The organism is Domibacillus aminovorans (assembly GCF_001643235.1).
Classification (GTDB): Bacteria; Bacillota; Bacilli; order Bacillales; family Domibacillaceae; genus Domibacillus; species Domibacillus aminovorans.
The window spans coordinates 1-22,325 of the sequence record NZ_LQWY01000011.1 but is presented as its reverse complement, the minus strand read 5'-3'; the positions used below and the strand labels follow the sequence as shown (position 1 = coordinate 22,325).

Here is a 22,325-nt window from a genome sequence, read left to right as displayed (position 1 = left end):
CCTTTTTCTCTAAATCGGAGATTTTAATTTTCATGGGAGTTGAATAAGCAATGTTTAATCAAAAGTCCATTGATCATCGCATATTATTCTGTCGATTATATGCTCTGCTTCCCAAACGGCAGCTATTTCTAATCCTTCGCATTCTTCTTTAATAGCTTTACGAATTTCTCCTTTATGGTAAATTGAGAATTCTCCTGAGATATTGTCAACGATTTTAGAAGCCTACACACACACTCTGTCAATATTAATGAATATTTTGTAACTCACTTTGAAACATTAAGTTAAAAAGGATGATTATATGCAACTTGATTTTGTTTGGAAAGCAGTGCTAATTATTATCATGGGAACGCTTTTATTAAGAATAGCTGGAAGAAACTCTATTTCTAAATTGACAGTTTCTGAACTTGTGTTAATGAGTACAATTGGTCCATTACTAAGTCGTCCAATTGAAAATAAGGGTATCTGGACAAGTTTTGGTGTTGCTTCTATACTTATACTAACTGTATTTGTGTTTCAGTTTCTTAAATTAAAATTTGATTCATTAGAATTATTACTAACTGGTAAGTCAACTATCATTATTGAAGATGGGATCTTAAATATGAAAAATATGAAAAAGACACGTCTTACAACTGAAAATCTAAAAATGCGTTTACACCAGTTGGGAATAACCTCAATTAACGATGTAGCGTGGGCGTCATTAGAAGTGAATGGGCAAATTGGATATAAATTGAAGCCAAACTCACAGCCTGCAACTAAGCAGGACATTCAAAATTTGGTGCGACTAATTGAAACAAAAATTCTTGAATCTAAGTAAAGCTAAGAAAAAATCATTATTTCTCTTTAATTTAAAAAGCACTCATTTTTAACTTGGGAGTGCTTTTCAAATGATAATTATTATTCAATTATAGTGCTAGTTAGTACAAAAAAGGGTAAAGAAAAAGAGGACCTATGCCCTCATATTGGACATAGTATCCTCTTCTAATTATAGTATGTTTAACCGGGGGCTTCCTGTTTTTATTTTTTTCGTAAAATGGTCATTTGCAGGACGATATTGACGAAAGCCATGGCAATCGCAATGATGATCGCAAGACCGAAGCTTTCAATTTCAAATGCATAGCCCATAATACCATCTGTCATTAATAAGGTTACTGCGTTAATAATGAACAAGAAAAGCCCGAGCGTCAGCATCGTAATCGGCAGCGTCAAAATAATGAGAAACGGGCGAACAAGCAAGTTCAAAATAGATAGAACAAGACTTGCGATGACCGCAGATAAAAAACTGTCCACATACAATCCCGGAAAATATCCAGAAAGCGCCACGAATAGTACAGCATTAATGAGCACACTAATAAGCCAGCCCATGCAGAAAACTCCCTTAGTTCTTAAAATTAAATACCTTCGCCCAATGAATTATCTGGGTTAGCCGGCGGTGGCGTTTGATGAAGCGAAGATGCCCGCAGTGTGATGGAACCTGTTTTTGTTTCCGCATCAATCACAAGATGGCGTCCATCAGACAGGTTGTCACTTTCGAACTTCAGCGACTTTTGAATACGTTCGTCTTTCTCTGTCACATTAGCCATTCCAGTTTCCGGAAGTTGCAGGCGACCGGCTGTCGTGCGAATTTCGCCTTTTACTGACAACTCCTGTGGAACGTACAATTCAATATTGCCTGTCATTGATTCCGCTTTAACGGCTTCTGCCAGGTCCGATTTCGTATCATACAAAATGTTTCCGTTAAACGATTTCAAATCGGCAAAGCGGAATGTACCGACTGTATGGATAGCCCCATTAAATGAGTTCAACTCGGCACGTTCGCCGTCGCAGTCCACAATACGAATCGGACCATTGCCTGTTTCCGCTTCAAGCGTGGTCATTTTTCCGTTTTTCAGTTCGATTTTTCCATTCGCCGCGCGCACTTCAAGCTTTTCAGTATCAATGTCACGCATATCGAATGCACCATTAAACAATTTCACCGAAATGTCATCTAACGCTGTCAATGGAACGTACAACGTCACATCTGTTTTCATTAGTTTTAAGCCAACGGAAAACGATAATTTATCTTCACGCGCATAAAAAGTGCTATTTTTTAAAAAAGACTCATGTGCTTCTTCTTCTGCACTGGCACCGTATACTTTCACATGGCACTCTGCTTTCACTCCTGGTCCTTCCCATGTACGAATCGTAACAGCCCCATTTGCCGTTTCAATTTTCAGGCGGCTCGGTGTGACATCTGTTTCATGAAACACGTGTGTAAACTCGGTACCTTTGCCAATGAACGGTAATTCAACGTCTTTAATACGCTGCATCGCTGTTTGCATAAACTCAAACAATTTATCTTTTGACTGATGAATCGTATCTGTATTTGGACGCTGTCCGGTAATTTTTTGACCGATTTTCTCTAACTCATCAAAAAAGCCGCCAATTCCTTTTGAGCTTTCAGTTGATTTTGATGATGCACCTGTTGTCGCATTGCTTTTTTCCAGTGCTTCAATCAATTTTACTGCTTCATCCGCCGAAACAATGCCTGATTCCAACATTTTCAAAATACGAATCTTTTCTTCACTCATAAATTGTGAAACCTCCATTGTATTTGTCTATTACTACCACATACGTAAGCACCGATTGAAAAGTTTCACTTTATTTTGAATGTACAGCCATCCGTTCCCGGTCACGTTCTAAAATTTTCTTCAGATAGTAGCCAGTATGCGATTCTTTTGTATCAGCAATTTCTTCTGGTGAACCAGACGCCACAATGGTTCCTCCTTTATCGCCGCCTTCAGGACCAAGATCGACTACGTAGTCAGCTGCTTTAATGACGTCGAGATTGTGCTCGATAACAAGAACCGTATCGCCGTTTTCAACGAGCCGCTGCAATACATCCAGAAGCCTTGCAATGTCGTCTGTATGAAGGCCGGTCGTCGGCTCATCCAGAATATAAAAAGAGCGTCCATTTGAACGGCGGTGCAGTTCTGATGCTAGTTTTACACGTTGTGCTTCCCCACCGGAAAGAGTCGTGGCCGGCTGACCAAGCGTTATGTAGCCTAATCCAACATCTACAATCGTCTGTAGCTTTCGACTAATTTTCGGGATGTTTTCAAAATAGAGGAGTGCATCGTCGACAGTCATTTCAAGCACATCTGAAATATTTTTTCCTTTGTATTTTACTTCAAGTGTTTCCCGGTTATACCGCTTGCCATGACATATTTCACATGGCACGTATACATCAGGCAAAAAATGCATTTCAATCTTGATAATCCCATCGCCACGGCATGCTTCACAGCGCCCACCTTTTACATTAAAACTGAAGCGGCCTTTTTTATAGCCGCGCACTTTTGCTTCATTTGTCTGCGCAAATACATCCCGAATATCATCAAATACACCGGTATACGTTGCCGGATTAGATCGCGGTGTCCGGCCGATTGGCGACTGATCAATATCAATTACTTTTTCAAGCTGGTCGATGCCTTTCACTTCTTTATGTACACCAGGCCGGCTTTTTGCTCTATTCAGTTGTTGCGCAAGTGATTTGTACAAAATTTCATTGATGAGTGTACTTTTCCCTGATCCGGACACTCCGGTAACTGCTGTAAACAAGCCAAGCGGAAATTTCGCTTTGACATTTTTCAAATTATTTTCTTTCGCACCAGTCACTTCAATCCAGCGCCCATCCGGTTTGCGGCGCTCGTCCGGAAGCGGAATAAATTTGTCACCGGATAAATATCGTCCGGTTAGTGACTTGTCGTTTTTCATTACTTCTTCCGGTGTACCGGCTGCAATTACTTCACCGCCATGAACACCTGCACCAGGACCAATGTCAATTAAATAATCAGCGGCCATCATCGTATCTTCATCATGCTCCACAACAATCAGTGTGTTGCCGATGTCACGCATGTTTTGCATCGTACGAATTAAGCGGTCATTATCGCGCTGATGGAGGCCAATTGATGGCTCATCGAGAATGTATAACACACCTGTTAAGCGCGAACCAATTTGTGTCGCTAATCGGATGCGCTGTGCTTCACCGCCTGATAACGTACCCGCAGCACGGCTTAATGTTAAATAATCAAGCCCCACATCAATTAAAAAGCCGAGCCTTTCACCAATTTCCCGTAAAACAAGCCGTGCAATTTGCATTTCTTTCTCTGTTAATTCGATGTCTTTAAAAAAGTCTGCTGTTTCTTGAATGGAAAAATCGGTCACCTGTGAAATCGTTAATCCAGTAATCTTCACAGCTAGGCTTTCTCTTTTTAGACGGTGCCCTTTACATGTCGGACATTTCGACTCGCCCATGTATTTCTCCATTTGATCGCGTATATAATCAGAACTTGTTTCTTTATACCGGCGTTCAACATTGTTTAACACACCTTCAAATTCAATCTGGTTGTCTCGGATCTGTCCGAAATCATTTTCGTAACGGAAGCGGATTTTATCTTTTCCTGAACCGTTTAACAGCTTGTCTAATTGATCGTCAGGCAACTCTGTCACCGGCGTATCCATATTAATATCGTAATGTAGACACACTGCTTTTAATAGCTGCGGATAATACTGCGAACTAACTGGTTCCCATGGAGCGATGGCATTTTCATTAAGTGACAGCTCTCGATTTGATATAACGAGATCAACATCGACTTTTTTCTTCATACCAAGGCCATCACATGTCGGACACGCACCGTATGGGCTATTAAATGAGAACATACGCGGTTCAAGTTCGCCAACTGAAAAACCACAGTGCGGGCAAGCGTGATGTTCACTGAACAGCAGTTCTTCTTTTTCCATGACATCAATAATAACGTTGCCTTCACCGAGACGAAGCGCCGTTTCAAGTGAATCAGCAAGACGCGCCTCTATCCCTTCTTTAATGACAATCCGATCAATAATGACTTCAATCGAATGCTTTTTATTTTTCTCAAGCTCAATCTCTTCCTCAAGATCACGCATGTCCCCGTTAACGCGGACACGTACGTACCCTTGCCGTTTCACATCTTCAAATACTTTAGCATGCGTCCCTTTTCGTCCGGAAATAACCGGTGCCAGCACTTGTATTTTCGCCCGGTCTTCAAGTTCCATCAGGCGGTCAACCATCTGTCCGATCGTCTGTGATGAAATTTCAATCCCGTGAATCGGACAAACTGGACGGCCGACCCTTGCATACAATAGACGCAAGTAATCATATATTTCTGTTACCGTCCCGACGGTCGAGCGCGGGTTGCGGCTCGTTGTCTTCTGATCAATCGAAATCGCCGGTGATAATCCTTCAATTGAATCAACATCCGGTTTATCCATCTGTCCTAAAAACTGACGGGCATAGGCAGATAGAGACTCGACATAGCGCCGCTGGCCTTCCGCATAAATCGTATCAAATGCAAGTGATGATTTCCCCGATCCAGATAGTCCTGTCAATACGACAAGCTGGTCTCGTGGAATCGTTATATCAATGTTTTTCAAATTATGGGCACGTGCCCCTTTTACCGATATATGATCAATAGCCATGAAAACTCACCTCTATTCTGATTTCAGTTCAAACAATGCATCGCGAAGATCAGCAGCTCGTTCGAAATCAAGCGCTTTAGCTGCTTGTTTCATTTCCGCTTCAAGACTTATAATCAGCTTATTACGCTCTTTTGCTGTCATTTTCTTCCCAGTTGTTTTTGATGTATACGTGCCACCATCTTCAGCTACTTGTGTCACACGGATCCCATCGCGAATATCTTTTTGAATCGTCGTCGGTGTCACACCATGCTTCACGTTATATGCTTCTTGAATTTCACGACGGCGTTTCGTTTCATCTATTGCTTTTGTCATTGATTCCGTGATTTTGTCGGCATACATAATGACATGCCCTTCCGAGTTACGAGCAGCCCGACCCATCGTTTGAATGAGCGACCGCTCTGAACGAAGGAATCCTTCTTTATCTGCATCCAAAATGGTCACGAGTGACACTTCTGGAATATCAAGTCCTTCCCTTAACAAGTTAATGCCTACAAGCACATCATATTTTCCGATACGCAAATCACGAATAATTTCAATTCGCTCAAGCGTTTTCACTTCCGAATGCAAATATTGTACTTTCACACCGACCTCTTTTAAATAATCGGTTAAATCTTCGGACATTTTTTTCGTCAATGTTGTGACAAGCACACGTTCATTTTTCGCCACACGGTCATTAATTTCGCCGAGTAAATCATCAATCTGTCCTTCAATCGGTCGAATTTCAATTGTTGGATCAAGTAATCCGGTCGGTCTAATAATTTGCTCAGTCATGTTTGGTGTTTGTTCAAGTTCATACGGACCCGGCGTTGCCGACACGTATACAACTTGACGAATATGATCTTCAAATTCAGTAAATGTCAGCGGCCGGTTGTCTTTCGCAGACGGCAGACGGAAACCATGATCGACAAGCACCTGCTTCCGTGCCTGATCACCGTTATACATGCCACGCACTTGAGGCAATGTCACGTGCGATTCATCGATGACCATTAAAAAGTCATCGGGAAAATAGTCAAGCAACGTATACGGTGTTGAACCAGGCGGACGAAGCGTTAAATGACGCGAGTAGTTTTCAATGCCCGAGCAAAAACCCATTTCGCGCATCATTTCGAGGTCGTAGCGCGTCCGCTGTTCAAGCCGTTGCGCTTCGAGCAATTTTTCTTCTGCACGCAGCTCTGTTAACCGTGCTTCCAGCTCTTCCTCAATACTCTCGATCGCCTTGTTCAGTTTTTCTTCACGGGTAACGAAGTGAGACGCCGGGAAAATGAATACATGATCACGGTCGCCGAGAATTTCGCCGGTAAGCGGATCCACTTCTCTTATTCGGTCAATTTCATCACCGAAAAATTCAATACGGATGCAATAGTTATCATGGGATGCACGTAAGATTTCCACAACATCGCCACGCACACGGAACGTCCCACGCTTAAAATCAATATCATTTCTTTCATATTGGATATCAACAAACCGTCTCAGCATTTCATTGCGGCCGATTTCCATACCTTTTCGCAGTGAAATGCCCAATTCACTGTATTCTTCGGGAGAACCAAGTCCGTAAATGCACGAGACGGACGCGATAATGATAACATCCTTACGTTCAAATAAAGACGACGTTGCGGAATGGCGCATTTCATTGATTTCGTCGTTCACAGTTGCATCTTTTTCAATAAACGTATCGGTATGCGGCATATACGCTTCTGGCTGATAATAGTCATAAAAACTAACAAAATATTCAACTGCGTTATCTGGAAAAAACTCTTTAAACTCGCTGTATAGCTGGCCAGCAAGTGTTTTATTATGTGCAATAACGAGTGTCGGCTTCTTTACTTCTTTAATAACATTAGAAATGGTGAAGGTTTTTCCCGTACCCGTCGCACCAAGCAACGTTTGATGTTTTTTCCCGCTCTCAATTCCGGCAACGAGTTCAGCAATCGCTGCCGGTTGATCGCCTTCCGGTTTATATTTTGATACTAATTTAAATTCCTGCTCCAACGTACAGGTCCCCCTTTAATTCCTTTAGCATTCTCGTTTATTTATAATTCCCATTTTAACATGAACGAAACAAAAAATGCCAGCGGAAAGCGCACACTAGTTCGGATCGAGCGCTGTTGCTCATTTCTTAATAAAAAAAACACCAAAAAATTTTTCGGTGTCAGTTTAATTTTAATTTCAACTGTTTCATCATCCGGTTGGACAGCCATAAACCAGCTGTCAACGAAGCAGCATCAATAATAATGAGTTCCCACGTATGGGTATATCCTTTATAGGCAGATGCAGCAATAAGCGCGACCGTTAGCACAAGACCAACAAACTGGTTGTATGTCACGCGTGAAAACAAGACCACAAGCAAAGCAGGTATCAACAACGCCAAGATCATCTTATCGACCATCTGCGTCCTCCTAAAATTGTTTTCTTTTATCATAGCTCATTTATTAGTAAGTGAAAAGAATAGATTACTCATGACGGTGAATAATGCGCTCCGTTAAATCACGCAATTCACTATGCGGCATAAACTTCTCCGCAAGCATGTCTGGCATGATATGTTCAACGAAATATTTTACACAATGCAGCTCTTTGAATTTTAAAATCGTATTTAACGCTTCTTCATAAATTTCAAAAAAGAGCGGATCCGGGTTGCGCTTTAAAATTTCACCGTATGCTTCGTAAAGCAAATCCACTTTATCGGCAACGGATAAAATACGCCCTTCAAGCGATCCATCTTTTCCTTCTTTCAATCGTCTCAAATATGCTTCATGAAATTCTTTTGGAAATTCCTCTTCAATAAATTTACGTGACATCTGTTCTTCTACCTGTGAAAACAATTCCTTCAATTCAACAGTCGCATATTTGACCGGTGTTTTAATATCTCCTGTAAACAGCTCTGCATAATCGTGATTAAGCGCCTTTTCATAAAGTGACCGCCAATTGACTTTCTCACCGGCCAGTTCCTCTACCGTACCTAAAAATTGCGCGATTTTCGTCACTTTAAAGGAGTGCGCAGCAACTGTATGCGTCTGAAATTTAAATTTCCCTGGCAGTCGGTACAAATGTTCAAGATCTGACAAACTTTTAAAATATGTATGTACACCCATGTTGTTTGCTCCTTTTCCGCATATTATGCCTATTGTACCGGCAAATGTATACAAAAAAAAGAAAATCTACTCTATTTGACTAAAAATGGGCGCATTTCATTTTTTGACACAAAAAACGCCCTGCAATGAGGGCGTCTAATCAGTAAATATGGAGTCATCCATATATTCTTTTTCTTCAGGCGCAAAAATTAAGCCGAGTTCATGATGGTCATTTGCATAAATGGATCCTTGTACGAAACGAAGCTGGTCATTCGTCCCAATCACCTCAAGTTTGCAGTACGCCGCATTTTTTTGGAGTGCTTTGTAAAATTCAGGTTCACTGCTAACCTGTACATCGTTTACTTTCGTTACGATTTCACCAATATCAAGCCCCATTTTCCGTGCAGGTGATGCGGGAAGAACGCCGGCAATAATGATTCCTTTCGATTGCTTCGTGAAAAAGTAAGAACGGTGTTTTTCATAATTGTAATGACGGAGCATAATCGCTAGGCGAGCAAGTGCCGCAAACAAAACAGCGACCGCAGACAACTGCCAGATCCAGTAAGATAAGATCGCGATGAATAGCGTGAATACACCGGCTATGATGACACTTTTCCCAGTCGATTTAACAGCAAGTGATGGCAATGTACTTCTTACTGTCATCGAAAATCCGATCAAAAACGGAAATAAAACGAAACTATAAGAGACAGCACCTGTATCAATAACCGGCCACCAGTCCGCGAACGAAGTGAGTGGTCTACTCGATGGAACCGGTAAAAAGACAGGAACGAGCCAGAGCCGGCGTGCAAGATGCACAGCCGTTTTTAAGCCGCGTTTACTCGTTTCAATACGCGGTGATGTGCCTTGGTGACCTCGCTTGCGGATCAGCACGCCTTCTGCTATGACGAGAAGCGCGGTAACAATCGAAAGCACGGACAAAATCGCGTTTAAATTCAGGTTGTCATACGGAATAAACGGATAGTCAAACCAGTCCGATAAAACGAATATGCCGTAAGCGGCCCCCATCGTCCATGCTGGTGACAAAAGAAAAAAGCCTCCGATGCTGAAGATAATTAAAACCGCTGCTATAAAGTTGAGCAGTCCCGATGGCAATGCCAGTCCGGCGGCTATCGTGATCACAGATAACACAGTACCAATCGCAAGGCTCGATGGCAAAATAAACCGGATTTCCTGATAAATATCATAGATGCGCGTGCTGAAATCTTTTCGTTCACGCGTTACACGAAACATCCCAACGATAAACGCAAGAATGAATGAGAAATAAAAAATAGGATGAATAAATAATTTTAACGCAGCAGAAGCCAATTGTAAGAGCCAGTCTAAAGCCATAAGTGTCCCTCCAAAACGTTGCACACAATTCTTTCCTTTATTGTAACAGAAAGTTTGGACGAGCGTTAACTGTCAAGACACTTTTTCGTCAAGCGCCAGCCAATGCGTTCTCAAGCTGGCCGATAATATCAGCTGCTGCTTCAATTCCGATCGAGATACGAACCGTCTTTTCTGATACACCGACTGTCTGCTTTTCTTCCGGTGACAAAGCGCGATGGGACGTACCGAACGGCCATGACACTGTCGTTTCGACACCCGCAAGTGATGGAACGAGCTGAATCCAGCCGAGTGAACGGAAAAAGCCTGATTCATCGGCATCATCCGCAAGATGAATGGTAACAATCGCGCCATTTCCTTTGTCAGATACGGTCGTTGGATAAAACACTTTTTTTACTTTTGGCTGTGAGGCGAGCCAATCTGCGGCTTTTTGTGCATTCGCTGATTGTCTCTCCATCCGGAGGCCGAGTGTTTTCGCTCCACGGCACGCAAGCCATGATTCGAATGGGCTTAAATTTAAACCGATGTTCACAATGCGGCTGCGGGCAGATTCGACGTATTCTTCTTTTCCGCATAACACGCCAGCTGATACATCGCTATGTCCACCAATGTATTTCGTCGCTGAATGAACAACAATATCTGCACCAAGCGCATACGGCTGGACGAGATAAGGCGTTGCAAACGTATTATCAACAATCAAAACAAGATTATGTTTTTTGGCGACAGCCGTCATTGCTTCCAAATTTTCAACACGCAAAAACGGATTAGTGACCGATTCTGTATATAAAATAACGGTTTCCGGACGAATCGCCGCTTCAATCGCCTGTTCATCTTCAAAATCAACGAATGAAGTCTCAATCCCCATGCGGACCAGTTCTTCTTTTAACATATAAAAGGTTCCGCCGTATACATCGTGCGCTGCGACGAGATGGTCACCACTTTTCGCCACCGCAAGCACGGCAGCCATAATAGCACCGAGACCAGAAGATGCGGCCACCCCGGCAGGCGCTCCTTCAAGACGTGCTGTAACATTTGCCAGTTCATCCGCATTCGGGTTGCCGACACGCGTGTATAAATAAGGTGAATCTCCACTATAATAGCCTTCCATCTCTTCTAAACTATCGAATGAAAACACCGATGTTTGATAAATAGGCGTTACTTTACTCCGAATGGATGTCGGCAATTTTTTGCCATGTATGGCTTTCGTATTAAATGAGTCCAAATTCCTCACTCCTTTTCCCTTATTTATTATATTCCCGAATTTGCACAAAAACAAATCCGTCTATTATAGACGGATTACTCTTTCATTAATTCTTTCATCATCGGTTCATCCATCGGACCGATAATTTTTTGGTAGACGGTGCCGTCTTCGTTTAACACGTACGTTGTGGGAATCGTGTACACTTCAAATGTTTCCGCTACCTTTCCGTCTTCATCCATTAAAACCGGAAACGTTAATCCGTACTGATCGACGAATTCACTAATTTTCTTGCTGCTTTCTTCTAAATTAATCGCGAGTATTTCGATGTTTTCCGGCTTCTCATCATAATAAGACTGCATATGCGGCATTTCCGCTTTACATGGCGGACACCATGTTGCCCAGAAATTTAAAAACACTTTTTTCCCTTCATAGTCAGACAGCTTTACTTCTTTGCCATCCAGCGTTTTCACGGTGAAATCAGGTACTTTTTCGCCTTGCGCAATACCTGTTGCGTCGTCATTAACGGCCATCCCGGTGTTTTCAATTTCCGTGACATCTTTCCGGTCGCTGTACAAATTAAACCCAGCAATCCCGATTAAGAAGGCCAGCAAGAGGACACCAAACCATTTTTTGTTCATGTTTTCTTCCTCCAAATAATAAAATAGGCTGTGACGATTATGTATACGAGTGATTCCATCCCAATAAGACGGCCTTCTGCTGATAAAAAGAGCAGCTGCCAAAATAAGAGCAATGTGAGTGCGCGCTCTAGCCCTTCTTTCGCCACAAAGAAAAAGAGAATGCTTCCCGCTGCTTGTATGAAGGTCCAAACCGTCCACGCACCTAGCAATGCGGACGAAGCGAGCGGATACAAGACGATGATTGAAGCCCACGCTCCCGCCATTTTAAAAGACGGCATTTTTTTGATATAAGCATATAAAAGCGCGACAGCAAGTCCCAGCCAGAATCCGTATGTGCCTCCGTTAAAATAGAGAATAGATATCGGTGCTTGTAAGACGAGCGGGAATTGAAAAAGAATGATGCTGAATTTCCAGACGATCACGAATAAAAAAGCGGTATTACCAAAGCGGTCCGCGAACGATTTTCCGTATTGAATACGCACGTATAGCCAAGCGCCAAACAAGGCAATGATAGCAGCTAGCTGTTGAATAGGCATTGTCACATTAGCAATTTGAATAAATTCCATATCGTCTCCTTCTACTATATTATCATATGATCCATTTATGATCATTTCATATATTTATGGATAAAAAATAAAAAAAGCCGCTTGTCTAGCGGCTTTCATGTATTAGCTTCCCCAGCCAATGTACGCTGCGCCGACGATAATAAGCAAGATGAACAGAACAACAATCAATGCGTAGCCACCGCCGAAATTATTTTCTTTACGTTCACTCATGCCAATCCACCTCCCCGCTCCCTACTCTTACAGAATATGCAGGAGATGAATCATCGGCAGGGCGGCCGGCCTATCCGATCGCCAATCCTTTATTTTAACTTTATTTTCCCAAATACTACATTTCTCTTACTGTCTGTCTTCACAAGAGTTTTGTCTGTCTTCTCAAAAGGTTCAAATGAAAATGGAATGCCAACCATTTGTGCGGTCAATTGATCATAAGATACTAAATCTTTTTTGGACAGCTCTTTTAAAGATCGTTTTCCCATTGCTCTTAATCCAATTTCTATTTCTTCCGTACATGATGTTAAAAATTTTTCTGCTGCTTTTGCTCCTTCTTCAGGCTTGAATTGGTTCCTAAATTTCCCGTGATTCCAAACAACTTGTGTAGGTGGTTCAAATGGCAATGCATCCAATGTTTGACTATGTGAGACAGTAAATAACATAACCGATCCTAAATAAACAGCATCAGCACCGAGTGCGAGAGCTTTTAAAAAGTGGCCAGGAGTAAGCATCCCACCTGAGACAATTAAACTAACTTGATCCCTCATTTTTCTCTTTTCTAGATGATTAACAGCCCGGACAACCGCATGCAATGTCGGTATTCCAAAGTCATCAGATAAAATGGGAGGGGCACCCATTGTAGCCGCTTGTCCACCATCAATCGCAATGTAATCAACACCCATGCTTAATACATGATCAATATCTTCTTCAATTTTACCACCCGCCCCCATTTTTACACCAATGGGTACACCGTCTGATAGGTTCCGCAGTTTCTCAACAAGTCCTTTAAGATCTTCTAATGTTTGATTTTCATAAAAATGTTCAAAAATGACGGCATCCTCATTTTCCTTAAGACCCATCACTTCACGAGCACGGCCTGTTAAATTTTTAGGTGAGATTTTTCCGCCCATCCCAAGTAACGCACCCTGTCCTAATTTAATCTCAATCATGTCTGCCCGCTTAATAAGTTCCTCTTCTTTTGACCATTTTGTTTTCGAAAACTGTAAAATATACTTACCTGCTTTGTCTAGCTCTTCTGGTAAGACTCCCCCTTCACCAGAATTAATGGCTGTTCCTAAATTTTTAGCTGCTTCAGCCAAAGCAAGCCTCACTTCTTCACTAAGTGCGATCCCATAAGCCATTCCACTGATCATAAACGGTACTTTTATTTCCATTGGTTTTTTTGCTTTTGGACCAATCGTTACCTTAGTGTCTACATCTTCTTCACCATCTATTGGAAACGGTGTCGTCTGTGCAGGGATAAAGGTAATCGGATCAAAATGTGGCCATTTTTTTGAAGAGCCCATTGGACGGTGAAGGAGATCTCCTGTTTCTGTACGCAAGCTATTTTCAAGTACATTTTGAATGCCCATATGCCGTAGGCCCGGCATTAATTCAATAATATTTTCTTGATAGCTGTCTGTTAAAACAATTTTCCCCATTTTTTTAACCATTCGTTTGGCTATCCAACGCCAACCAAAAAGCATAAATATAAAAAGGACAAATAATATGGCAATCATCGCGAAAGCCACATAATTTAAGACGTTCAACCGATTCACCTCTCCACTATTTCATAAAATTAAACAAACAGTTCACGATTCTCATTGTTCCCCCAAAAGAAGAAATTTATGTTATACGATGTGATTGCATACAAAAAGGGTTGTCTCAATTATTTCTTTTGAGACAACCCCTTAAACATTTACAAATTAATATATTGAGCTGGATCGACGGCGTTTTCTTTGCCGAGTGTCCATGGGCCTTTATGAATTTCAAAGTGAAGATGCTGACCGAATGACTGGCCGGTGTTCCCCATGTAGCCAATGGTCTGGCCTTTTTGAACGCTGCCGCCTTGCACAATACGTTCTGACATATGAGCATAAACAGTCGTGTATATTTGACCGTTTATAGAATGAGAAATAAAGATTGCATTTCCGTATGTATCTGAGTAATACGAACGGCTAACTACACCGTCTGCCGCTGCTACAATCGGGACACTCGCGCTGTTGGCGATGTCGACACCTTTGTGGTCGCCCAGGTCACGTGTGCCGAATCCGGATGTAAAGGTTCCCTGTGCCGGGCGCATAAACATGCCGCCGGAATCAGTCGGTGTGACGGTTGAACGGGTGGTCTCTGCTGTAGAAGCTGCTGGCGTTTGAGCGGCTTCTTTGTGTGCAGCTGCTCTTTGTGTTGCTTCTTTTTGTGCTCGTTGTTTCGCTTCTGTAGCAAGACGATTTTGTTCAGCAATTCGCACTTGTTCTACTCTAATCGCTTCTTGAATCGACGCTTCCTGTGATTCAAGCAATGACTGTTCTTCTTCAAGATTCAGCTTTGTATGATGCGCTTCATGCTCATCCGCCACAAGCCCTTTCATCACGTTGTTTTTCGCTGTACGTTTTTCAATAAGCTGTGCGTTCATCGCTTCAAGTTCTTTTAGCATCGTTTCTAAATTTGCGAGCTGCTCTTTTACTTTTTGTTCGTTTTCTTCAAGCTGTTTTTTATCTTTCTCTTGCTCTTCTAAAATATCTTTATCCGCGTTTACCAGTGTCGTTACAGCAGTAGCACGGTTGATGAAATCACTGAAGCTTTCTGCACCAAGTAAGACATCTATGTAACTGGCAGAACCGCCGCTTTGCTGAATAGAGCGCGCACGATCTTCCAGTACGACTGTCCGCTCGGCAATACGGATTTTCAACTCTTTAATTTCAACTCGAAGGCGTTCGATTTCAGCTTTCGTTTTTGTTATCTCTGTTTCTTTCGCGCGAATTTTCGATTCTGTTTCAGATATCGTTTGATCCAGTTTACGAATTTCTACTGTTATTTGATCTTGCTGCTGCTGAAGTTCTGAAATTTGTTGTTCTTTCTCATTAATATTGCTTTCTAACCCAGATTTTTGTGACTGAATCTCCTGCTTGCGTTGTTCAAGGTCAGAAAGTTTCGCAGCAAATGCCTCCCCTGTGAGGCTGAATCCAAGCGACGCCGCAATCACAAGCGTCATATAAGAACGTCTTTTCAACTTCTTTTCCCCTCTCGTTCCTGTATCTACTATTCTCATACATTTAAAAATCGTCTAACTGAAATGAAGCTGCCCCATATGCCAATAAAAATGGCAATGATTAATAGCAAACCCGTTACCGGCAGTACGAGCGGCAAGTAGCCGATGAATTCAATAAAATGAGCTGATAGACGGGCAGAAAGGGCCTGTTCTGCATAATAATAACCTACGGAAATAGCTCCAATTGGAATAAGCGAACCGAGCAGACCAATCCATAACCCTTCTAGTAAAAATGGCCAGCGAATAAATCCGTTCGTCGCGCCAACAAGTTTCATAATTTCAATCTCTTTCCGGCGGGCAAAAATCGTTATTTTAATTGTATTTGAAATTAAAAACATTGCTGTGAACAGCAGCCCGGCTACGAGTACAACTCCTATGTTACGGGCTGTTTTCATAAAGCTGAACAAATTCTCCACTTTTTCTTCACCGTAAACGGCTGTTTCTGTGTATTCAAACTGTTCTATTTTCCGCGCAGCATTCGGTGTATCTTGAGGCCGCACAGTTTTCACAATGAATACGTCGTAAAGCGGGTTACTCTGTTCAAATAAAGAAAAATCACTACCCATGTCTTTAATCATGTTTTGCAGTTCTTCTTCTTTAGAAGAATAGTCGACACTTTCTACTTCTGGTAGAGATTCTATTTGCATTCTGAGCTGCTCTTTATCCTTTTCTTCAGCGAGCAGTTTAATATGAACGCGCACTTCCACATCATTTTCAATGTCTGTTGCGACTTTGTTTAAATTCAGCATGATGACAAGGAAAACGCCGGTCAAAAGCAATGTAACGGTCACGGCTGATACCGCTGCAAATGTCATCCAGCCGTTACGCCGTAAATTTTTAAAACTTTCTCTGAAATGACGACGGAATGTTCTAGGCTTCATAGCCGTAATCACCCCGCTGTTCATCCCGAGCAATCCGTCCATTTTCTATCGCAATCACGCGCCGGCGAATTGTGTTGACAATTTCCTTATTATGCGTGGCCATCACAATCGTCGTGCCGCGCTCATTAATTGTTTCAAACAAGCGCATAATGTCCCACGATGTATCCGGATCAAGATTCCCTGTCGGTTCATCGGCAATAACCACTTTCGGATTGTTCACGATCGACCGTGCTATCGCGATGCGCTGCTGTTCTCCGCCCGATAATTCTGTCGGCAGCATGCGCGCTTTATGTTTCAATCCGACAAGATCAAGCACTTCCATTACCTGTTTGTAAATGACCGCTGGCTCTACTTCAATGACTTCAAGTGCAAACGCCACATTTTCATACACATTTAATAGCGGCAACAGTTTGAAATCTTGAAAGACAACGCCGACTTGACGGCGCAATGTTGGAATGGAACGCTGTCTAAGTCCAACTATACTAATACCGCCAACAATGACATTGCCTTCTGACGGCTTTTCTTCACGATAAATTAATTTAATAAACGTCGATTTCCCGGCACCGCTCGGACCGACGATATAAACAAACTCGCCTTGTTTAATTGTGACATCAACGCCCGAGAGCGCCGTGACCCCGTTCGGATATTTTTTTGTCACACCTTGCATTTCGATCATTGAATCACCTTGTTTCTTTATTTAGCCGACACAATTACCCTGTTTTCGACTCCCAAAACATTATAGCATCCTTTCAATTGTCACAATGAAAAGAATATGTTACAGATTCATTTCACGCTGTAACACACTTCTCTTTATTTCAACAAAAAAAACGCCCGGATGGACGTTTTTAAATGGGTTCTTCTTCAATGCCGTTTAACACCAATTTAAAGGTGATATCTGCCTTTAGAGAAGCCGAAACAGCACAGTATTTTTCTTTTCCAAGTTTAATGGCCCGCCATACTTTTTTCGGTGTTATATCTCCCTTTACGTGAAACGTCACCGCCGCGCCGGTAAACGCAGTCGGTAGCTCTTCTTTTCTTATTCCATCTACTTCGATTTCAATACTGTCAATTGCTTCAAGGTGAGGTTTTAGAATCATTGTCACATCAATTCCAATGCACCCTGCCAACGAAGCAAGCAGCATTTCAGTCGGTGTATTCCCTTTTCCCTCACCACCATAAACCGGTGTCGCGTCCATATTCATCTCATATCCCGAAGGACCGGAAGCTGAAAAAGATCGTCCACCATTCCAAATGGCTTTTACTTGCATGTGGATCACTTCTTTCTTTATTAATTGTCCATGACTTGATGTAAAAATTTCTTCGCCCGCTCACTTTGCGGAGAAGAAAAGAATTGGGCTGGAGCGGCATCTTCCACGATACGTCCGTCCGCCATAAACAAAATTCGATCTGCGACTTCGCGTGCAAATTTCATTTCATGTGTGACGATCATCATCGTCATTCCTTCATTGGCAAGTTCACGCATAACGGACAGCACTTCGCCGACTAACTCTGGATCGAGAGCCGACGTAGGTTCATCAAACAACATAATGGCCGGTTCCATCGCAAGAGCTCTCGCAATCGCGACACGTTGCTGCTGACCTCCTGACAGACGGGATGGATATACATTTCGCTTATCCATCAATCCAACACGCTTAAGAAGCGTCTCCCCTTTTTGAACGGCCTTCTCTTTCGGGGTTTTTTTGACCGTAATGAGTGCTTCAATTACATTGTCGATTACTGTTTTATGTGGATATAAATTAAACTGCTGAAAAACCATCCCTGTCTGCAATCGAATCGCTTGTACATTTTTTTGGCGTGTTTTTTTAGGAGCTGCTGCATCGACCATAATACCATTTACATCCATTCTTCCAGAGCTGATTTCCTCCAAACCATTAATACAGCGTAAAAGGGTACTTTTCCCCGAACCACTTGGACCGAGTACCGCTACAATTTCACGATTAGCGACTTCCATATTAATCTCTTTTAACACTTCATTATCTTGAAAGTGTTTAAATATTCCATACATTTTAATCATTCCATCACCACCGTTATTAATAAATGGATAATCGCTTCTCCACTTTATTCAATATCATCGAAAACGCTGTACTCATAATCCAATACATAACCGCAATTGCTAAATAAAATGGCATATACACATAATATTGAGCAACTAAAAGCTGAGCGGACCGTAAAAGCTCCGTTACAGTAATGACGGATACGAGTGACGTTTCTTTCAGCATACCGATAAATGTGTTTCCAAGAGGCGGGATCGCTACACGCACCGCCTGTGGCAAAATAATTCGCTTCATCGCCTGCCACTCCGTCATCCCTGTTGCTATAGCTGCTTCTGTCTGGCCTTTTGGAATGGCTTGAATCGCTCCACGGAATGTTTCTGATACATACGCGCCTATGTTTATACTAAGGGCGATATAAGCAGCTGTTAATGGGCCGAGTGTAATGCCGTAATCAACAAGCCCATAATAAACGATGACAATTTGAACGAGAGGCGGCGTTCCACGAATAATTGATACGTATACCCGTGCGATTCCTTGAAAGAAGCGATTGCCTTTAAGCCGGGCAATCGCTGTAATAATGCCAATAATTAAGCCAAAAAACATAGACACAACGGTAATTAATAACGTGTAATACGCACCTTTCAACAAAAAGGGCAGGTTTTCGATAATCAGTTCCATAGTGAATTCCTTCCCACTTCAAAAATTAGTTAGATGGCTCTTCCCCAAACCATTTTTTGAAGATTTCGTTGTACGTTCCATCTTCTTTCATTTCAGCCAATGCTTGATTAAGTGCTTCTAAAAAGCTTTCGTTTCCTTTACGGATCGCAACACCCGCTTCATCCGACTTCACTGCTTCACCCACTGCTTTAATGTCAAATCCATTAATTTCAACGATTGGTTTAAGAGCGTAAATATTGTTAATTGTTGCATCAATACGACCTGCATCAAGGTCTTTTAATGACGTCACGACATCATCATACGTTTTAATATTGAATTCTCCTACTTTTGGAAGAAGCTCCGTACGTAAAAACGTTTCATCGTTTGTACCGAGACCAACACCAATATTTTTACCAACAAAATCTTCTACACCTTTAATCGAATCATTTCCTTTAGACACAATGACTTTCACTTCATTTTTAATGTATGGTTCTGTAAAATCCATTTGTTCTTTGCGCTCATCAGTAATCGTCATCTGACTGACAACAACGTCAAATTTCTTTGATTGTAGGCCAGGGATAATGCCCGAAAACTCCTGTGCGACAAACTCTGCTTCTACACCGAGACGCTTTGCCAGTTCTTTAGCGATATCTGCATCAAACCCGTCCATTTCTTTGTCTTCACTCAAAAAGTTGTATGGAGGATATGTACCCATTACCCCCACTTTCATAACACCTTCATCTTTAATTGTTTGAAGTAAATCTTTTTCCGCTTGCTTCCCGCCATCTGATGACTCATTTCCACCCGAACTACACGCACTTAATACAAGCGCAAAAACCGTTACAAGTAAAAATACAGTAAAGAATGAAGATTGTTTTTTCATTTCTTTTCTCTCCTTTTTTAATGAATTTAGCCAGAAGTCCCTTTCCTCAACCAAATGTAGGTGGGAAATGAACGGCTTTTTCTTTGATCACTAGGTATTCCCAATTATTCAGATGTCGTAAACGTCTGATATTTTTGAAACTTACCTGTTCATAGTTTTTCGATGGATTGGTGATGTAGTTTCCTTCACGGTTTAAGTGATGGGTAGTTGACTGGTATTTAAATACCCAATAAACCAAAAAACTCAAAACGAACTATTTCCGAAGCCAGTTCCTTCGCTGTCATTTCTTGAATCGCTGCACTGCTTTCTTGATTATTAAAAAGCCATCGCGCAATAATGCCCTCTACTAGACCCATTAATAAAGCAGCTTGAAGAGCTGGATCTTTTGCTGCTGGAAGGATACCTAGTTGAATGGCACGTTGGATATTTTTAGAAAAGGATCGTTCAATGTCAAAACGCGTTTGATCAATCATCTTTTGAAGTATCCGTTCAGAGCGGATTCCCCGAAAGAGCAGCTCCATGAAATAACGATTATTCTCCGCAAAGAAAAATAATTGTTCAAATAGTTCCTTTGATGCCTGAACGGAATCCTGAACAGTACCGGAATTTGATCGATACCCTTTTGATATAACAGATAAAATTTGTTCTCGTCCTGTTTGAATCATTTCCATTGCAATCGCTTCTTTGCTTTTAAAATGCCAGTAGAACGTACCTTGTGAAACGCCTGCTGCAGCGACAATGTCAGAAATTTTCGTTTTATGATACCCTTGCTGCGCAAACATTTGCAGCGCAATGGTTAAAAGTTGCTCCTTTCGATCAATGGTTGAGGAATCCTGTTGCTCGTTTTCCATAGTTTGAGTTCACCTCCCTTAACTGACTCATCAGTTAATTAAATCCTATTGGAAAACTTGTGTTTAGTCAACTTTTTTTATTAAAAAACGCCCTCATGGACGTTTTTTAATAGGTTCTTCATTGCTATTTTGTTCCATACGCTTTTAAAAAAGCAGAAAATGCATCGTATGTTTCTGTTCCATATTTAATGACCTGCAAGACGTTAGAACGTAATGCCGCTTTCGATAAGCTCCGCTTTCACATGAATCTTGACGTTCACTTCTGGATAGGCGGTTTCCCATTTTAATTGTTTAAACCGGTCCGGATCTTTTGCGTTCACCTTGCGCCCGATGCCCAATACATCCGAATTGGCTTCTTTTATTTTGTCCATCGTTTTGTCCATCGACTGTTCGATTTGGTCCGACAGTTTTTTGTTCACTTTTTTCACTTCTTTTTTATCTTCTAAATGATCTGGCGGATAATCTGTCACACGGTAGCTCAATTGATACGATAAATCAACCGTTACCGGCCCGTCCTTTGGCACGTGGACGTTCATTTTCCGTTTCATTTTTTCAACCCGAATCGTAATACTCTCCTCTTTTTCCACTGGAAATGTCAGCACAGTCTCTTTCCCCTTTTCGTCTTTCATTAAAAGTAAAACGGTCGTTTCAGCTACAGACAATTCTTCGACCATATGTTTATTGTGAAAAAGAGCCGTCCCCGTTACTTCCGCGACCTTCTCTTCTTTGTTAAACTTGATGAGTGGAGCCATCGCATCTTCGCCTTCATCCAAAAGCGGCGAAGCGAATAGCTGTATATTCGTCTTTGGCACCAGTGCAAGGGATTCAGCACTTTTAATCATCGCAGCGTAATAGTTACTGTACAGCGGTTCTCCTTCTAGTTCATTTCTAAAAAATGATTCTGCCTCCCCTTCCGTAATGATTATTTTTGCATTCAGCGGGCTTGAGGCATTCCGATAGTATTTATCAAGCAGCGGATAAATATCCTGCTGAACGGACTCTTTACTAAGTAGTACAACACGTATTTTTCCGATTTGCGTATCGGTACCTACTTTCTGATCGATTTTACTTGCACTCTCTCGAACCGTTCGTCCCGTTGCTGATATGACTTTTTTTGTACTGGCCGGCTGCGATTCGCTGCCCGGTTGTGGAATGGCATACGTCAATGTTATTTCTCCTTTTGAAGGCGCATCGATTGCTACCCCGAAGATAATATTTTGATCTTTTAGCTGACGTTCATCCCAGCATCCTGTCAGCAGCAGGCAGGAAAGCCCTAATCCAACCCATTTTTTCACACCGATTCCTCCCGTTTTTTTCGAATTAACGCGACAATCAGCAGCACGATCGGGATGAAAAAGAGAAAGATCGTGGACACGTTATTGAGTTTACCCCCGATCTCCTCCAATTTCTCCCGATTTTCACTGGCAATGGCGATTGGAATAACGAGAACAGCCAACACATAGAGC

The 22,325-nt window shown here is 41.9% G+C and carries 22 protein-coding genes; 1 reads left to right on the top strand and 21 read right to left on the bottom strand.

Annotated features, from left to right (window positions below; translation table 11 throughout):
* Window positions 1-298 precede the first annotated feature (298 nt).
* A complete protein-coding gene (locus tag AWH49_RS05150; protein WP_063964884.1) occupies window positions 299-814 on the top strand; it encodes a DUF421 domain-containing protein in 516 nt (171 codons plus the stop codon).
* A gap of 200 nt (window positions 815-1,014) precedes the next feature.
* On the opposite strand, the gene AWH49_RS05145 is transcribed toward AWH49_RS05150, so the two are convergent.
* The 21 genes from AWH49_RS05145 to AWH49_RS05050 all read right to left on the bottom strand — a co-directional run bounded on the left by AWH49_RS05145 (window position 1,015) and on the right by AWH49_RS05050 (window position 22,154).
* On the bottom strand, window positions 1,015-1,362 hold the full coding sequence (locus tag AWH49_RS05145; protein WP_018394577.1) for a phage holin family protein: 348 nt from the start codon (window positions 1,360-1,362) through the stop codon (window positions 1,015-1,017).
* A 26-nt stretch (window positions 1,363-1,388) separates the two neighbouring features.
* On the bottom strand, window positions 1,389-2,567 hold the full coding sequence (locus AWH49_RS05140; RefSeq protein ID WP_063964883.1) for a DUF4097 family beta strand repeat-containing protein: 1,179 nt from the start codon (window positions 2,565-2,567) through the stop codon (window positions 1,389-1,391).
* A 70-nt stretch (window positions 2,568-2,637) separates the two neighbouring features.
* On the bottom strand, window positions 2,638-5,490 hold the full coding sequence (gene uvrA, locus AWH49_RS05135; RefSeq protein ID WP_063964882.1) for an excinuclease ABC subunit UvrA: 2,853 nt from the start codon (window positions 5,488-5,490) through the stop codon (window positions 2,638-2,640).
* Between the two features lie 12 nt (window positions 5,491-5,502).
* Window positions 5,503-7,479, bottom strand: coding sequence for an excinuclease ABC subunit UvrB (gene uvrB, locus AWH49_RS05130; protein WP_063964881.1), 1,977 nt, complete (start codon window positions 7,477-7,479; stop codon window positions 5,503-5,505).
* Between the two features lie 160 nt (window positions 7,480-7,639).
* On the bottom strand, window positions 7,640-7,876 hold the full coding sequence (locus AWH49_RS05125) for a CsbA family protein (RefSeq protein WP_063964880.1): 237 nt from the start codon (window positions 7,874-7,876) through the stop codon (window positions 7,640-7,642).
* A gap of 64 nt (window positions 7,877-7,940) precedes the next feature.
* Window positions 7,941-8,579, bottom strand: coding sequence for a YfbR-like 5'-deoxynucleotidase (locus AWH49_RS05120; RefSeq protein WP_018394582.1), 639 nt, complete (start codon window positions 8,577-8,579; stop codon window positions 7,941-7,943).
* Window positions 8,580-8,714: 135 nt separating this feature from the next.
* Entirely contained in the window at window positions 8,715-9,908 is a 1,194-nt protein-coding gene (locus AWH49_RS05115; RefSeq protein WP_063964879.1) for a PDZ domain-containing protein, read from the bottom strand.
* An 88-nt stretch (window positions 9,909-9,996) separates the two neighbouring features.
* Window positions 9,997-11,127 carry a trans-sulfuration enzyme family protein gene (locus AWH49_RS05110; protein ID WP_063964878.1) on the bottom strand — a complete coding sequence of 377 codons (1,131 nt, stop codon included), beginning with the start codon at window positions 11,125-11,127 and terminating at the stop codon, window positions 9,997-9,999.
* A 74-nt stretch (window positions 11,128-11,201) separates the two neighbouring features.
* Window positions 11,202-11,744: a redoxin domain-containing protein gene (locus AWH49_RS05105; protein WP_063964877.1), complete on the bottom strand. Its 543-nt coding sequence runs from the start codon at window positions 11,742-11,744 to the stop codon at window positions 11,202-11,204.
* Window positions 11,741-12,310 carry a hypothetical protein gene (locus tag AWH49_RS05100; RefSeq protein WP_063964876.1) on the bottom strand — a complete coding sequence of 190 codons (570 nt, stop codon included), beginning with the start codon at window positions 12,308-12,310 and terminating at the stop codon, window positions 11,741-11,743. Before AWH49_RS05100 ends, AWH49_RS05105 begins: the two co-directional genes overlap by 4 nt.
* Window positions 12,311-12,412: 102 nt before the next feature.
* Entirely contained in the window at window positions 12,413-12,520 is a 108-nt protein-coding gene (locus AWH49_RS18980; protein WP_081898008.1) for a YjcZ family sporulation protein, read from the bottom strand.
* Window positions 12,521-12,609: 89 nt separating this feature from the next.
* A complete protein-coding gene (locus tag AWH49_RS05095) occupies window positions 12,610-14,040 on the bottom strand; it encodes an FMN-binding glutamate synthase family protein (RefSeq protein ID WP_063964885.1) in 1,431 nt (476 codons plus the stop codon).
* Between the two features lie 179 nt (window positions 14,041-14,219).
* Window positions 14,220-15,533 (bottom strand): murein hydrolase activator EnvC family protein, encoded by a 1,314-nt coding sequence (locus AWH49_RS05090; RefSeq protein WP_082862682.1) that lies wholly within the window; start codon window positions 15,531-15,533, stop codon window positions 14,220-14,222.
* A 35-nt stretch (window positions 15,534-15,568) separates the two neighbouring features.
* Window positions 15,569-16,453: a permease-like cell division protein FtsX gene (gene ftsX, locus AWH49_RS05085; protein ID WP_063964874.1), complete on the bottom strand. Its 885-nt coding sequence runs from the start codon at window positions 16,451-16,453 to the stop codon at window positions 15,569-15,571.
* A complete protein-coding gene (gene ftsE / locus AWH49_RS05080; RefSeq protein ID WP_063964873.1) occupies window positions 16,443-17,129 on the bottom strand; it encodes a cell division ATP-binding protein FtsE in 687 nt (228 codons plus the stop codon). Before ftsE ends, ftsX begins: the two co-directional genes overlap by 11 nt.
* Window positions 17,130-17,298: 169 nt before the next feature.
* On the bottom strand, window positions 17,299-17,721 hold the full coding sequence (locus AWH49_RS05075) for an OsmC family protein (RefSeq protein ID WP_063964872.1): 423 nt from the start codon (window positions 17,719-17,721) through the stop codon (window positions 17,299-17,301).
* A gap of 20 nt (window positions 17,722-17,741) precedes the next feature.
* Complete coding sequence (locus tag AWH49_RS05070) at window positions 17,742-18,488, bottom strand: amino acid ABC transporter ATP-binding protein (protein ID WP_063964871.1); 747 nt, start codon at window positions 18,486-18,488, stop codon at window positions 17,742-17,744.
* Between the two features lie 16 nt (window positions 18,489-18,504).
* Window positions 18,505-19,146, bottom strand: a complete 642-nt coding sequence (locus AWH49_RS05065; RefSeq protein ID WP_018394594.1) for an amino acid ABC transporter permease — start codon at window positions 19,144-19,146, stop codon at window positions 18,505-18,507.
* 25 nt (window positions 19,147-19,171) lie between these two features.
* Window positions 19,172-20,008 carry a substrate-binding periplasmic protein gene (locus AWH49_RS05060; RefSeq protein WP_063964870.1) on the bottom strand — a complete coding sequence of 279 codons (837 nt, stop codon included), beginning with the start codon at window positions 20,006-20,008 and terminating at the stop codon, window positions 19,172-19,174.
* Window positions 20,009-20,226: 218 nt separating this feature from the next.
* Window positions 20,227-20,859 carry a TetR/AcrR family transcriptional regulator gene (locus AWH49_RS05055; RefSeq protein WP_063964869.1) on the bottom strand — a complete coding sequence of 211 codons (633 nt, stop codon included), beginning with the start codon at window positions 20,857-20,859 and terminating at the stop codon, window positions 20,227-20,229.
* Between the two features lie 203 nt (window positions 20,860-21,062).
* A complete protein-coding gene (locus tag AWH49_RS05050; RefSeq protein WP_063964868.1) occupies window positions 21,063-22,154 on the bottom strand; it encodes a Ger(x)C family spore germination protein in 1,092 nt (363 codons plus the stop codon).
* Window positions 22,155-22,325: the final 171 nt, after the last annotated feature.

What these genes read in the sequence shown, in the direction of transcription:
- AWH49_RS05075 (WP_063964872.1), bottom strand. Translation starts at nt 17,721, where the DNA reads ATGCAAGTAAAAGCCATTTGGAATGGTGGACGATCTTTTTCAGCTTCC.
- AWH49_RS05060 (WP_063964870.1), bottom strand. Translation starts at nt 20,008, where the DNA reads ATGAAAAAACAATCTTCATTCTTTACTGTATTTTTACTTGTAACGGTT.
- AWH49_RS05095 (WP_063964885.1), bottom strand. Translation starts at nt 14,040, where the DNA reads ATGATTGCCATATTATTTGTCCTTTTTATATTTATGCTTTTTGGTTGG.
- AWH49_RS05105 (WP_063964877.1), bottom strand. Translation starts at nt 11,744, where the DNA reads ATGAACAAAAAATGGTTTGGTGTCCTCTTGCTGGCCTTCTTAATCGGG.
- ftsX (WP_063964874.1), bottom strand. Translation starts at nt 16,453, where the DNA reads ATGAAGCCTAGAACATTCCGTCGTCATTTCAGAGAAAGTTTTAAAAAT.
- AWH49_RS05145 (WP_018394577.1), bottom strand. Translation starts at nt 1,362, where the DNA reads ATGGGCTGGCTTATTAGTGTGCTCATTAATGCTGTACTATTCGTGGCG.
- AWH49_RS05125 (WP_063964880.1), bottom strand. Translation starts at nt 7,876, where the DNA reads ATGGTCGATAAGATGATCTTGGCGTTGTTGATACCTGCTTTGCTTGTG.
- AWH49_RS05140 (WP_063964883.1), bottom strand. Translation starts at nt 2,567, where the DNA reads ATGAGTGAAGAAAAGATTCGTATTTTGAAAATGTTGGAATCAGGCATT.
- uvrA (WP_063964882.1), bottom strand. Translation starts at nt 5,490, where the DNA reads ATGGCTATTGATCATATATCGGTAAAAGGGGCACGTGCCCATAATTTG.
- AWH49_RS05065 (WP_018394594.1), bottom strand. Translation starts at nt 19,146, where the DNA reads ATGGAACTGATTATCGAAAACCTGCCCTTTTTGTTGAAAGGTGCGTAT.
- AWH49_RS05120 (WP_018394582.1), bottom strand. Translation starts at nt 8,579, where the DNA reads ATGGGTGTACATACATATTTTAAAAGTTTGTCAGATCTTGAACATTTG.
- ftsE (WP_063964873.1), bottom strand. Translation starts at nt 17,129, where the DNA reads ATGATCGAAATGCAAGGTGTGACAAAAAAATATCCGAACGGGGTCACG.
- AWH49_RS05055 (WP_063964869.1), bottom strand. Translation starts at nt 20,859, where the DNA reads ATGGAAAACGAGCAACAGGATTCCTCAACCATTGATCGAAAGGAGCAA.
- AWH49_RS05115 (WP_063964879.1), bottom strand. Translation starts at nt 9,908, where the DNA reads ATGGCTTTAGACTGGCTCTTACAATTGGCTTCTGCTGCGTTAAAATTA.
- AWH49_RS05150 (WP_063964884.1), top strand. Translation starts at nt 299, where the DNA reads ATGCAACTTGATTTTGTTTGGAAAGCAGTGCTAATTATTATCATGGGA.
- AWH49_RS18980 (WP_081898008.1), bottom strand. Translation starts at nt 12,520, where the DNA reads ATGAGTGAACGTAAAGAAAATAATTTCGGCGGTGGCTACGCATTGATT.
- AWH49_RS05100 (WP_063964876.1), bottom strand. Translation starts at nt 12,310, where the DNA reads ATGGAATTTATTCAAATTGCTAATGTGACAATGCCTATTCAACAGCTA.
- AWH49_RS05070 (WP_063964871.1), bottom strand. Translation starts at nt 18,488, where the DNA reads ATGATTAAAATGTATGGAATATTTAAACACTTTCAAGATAATGAAGTG.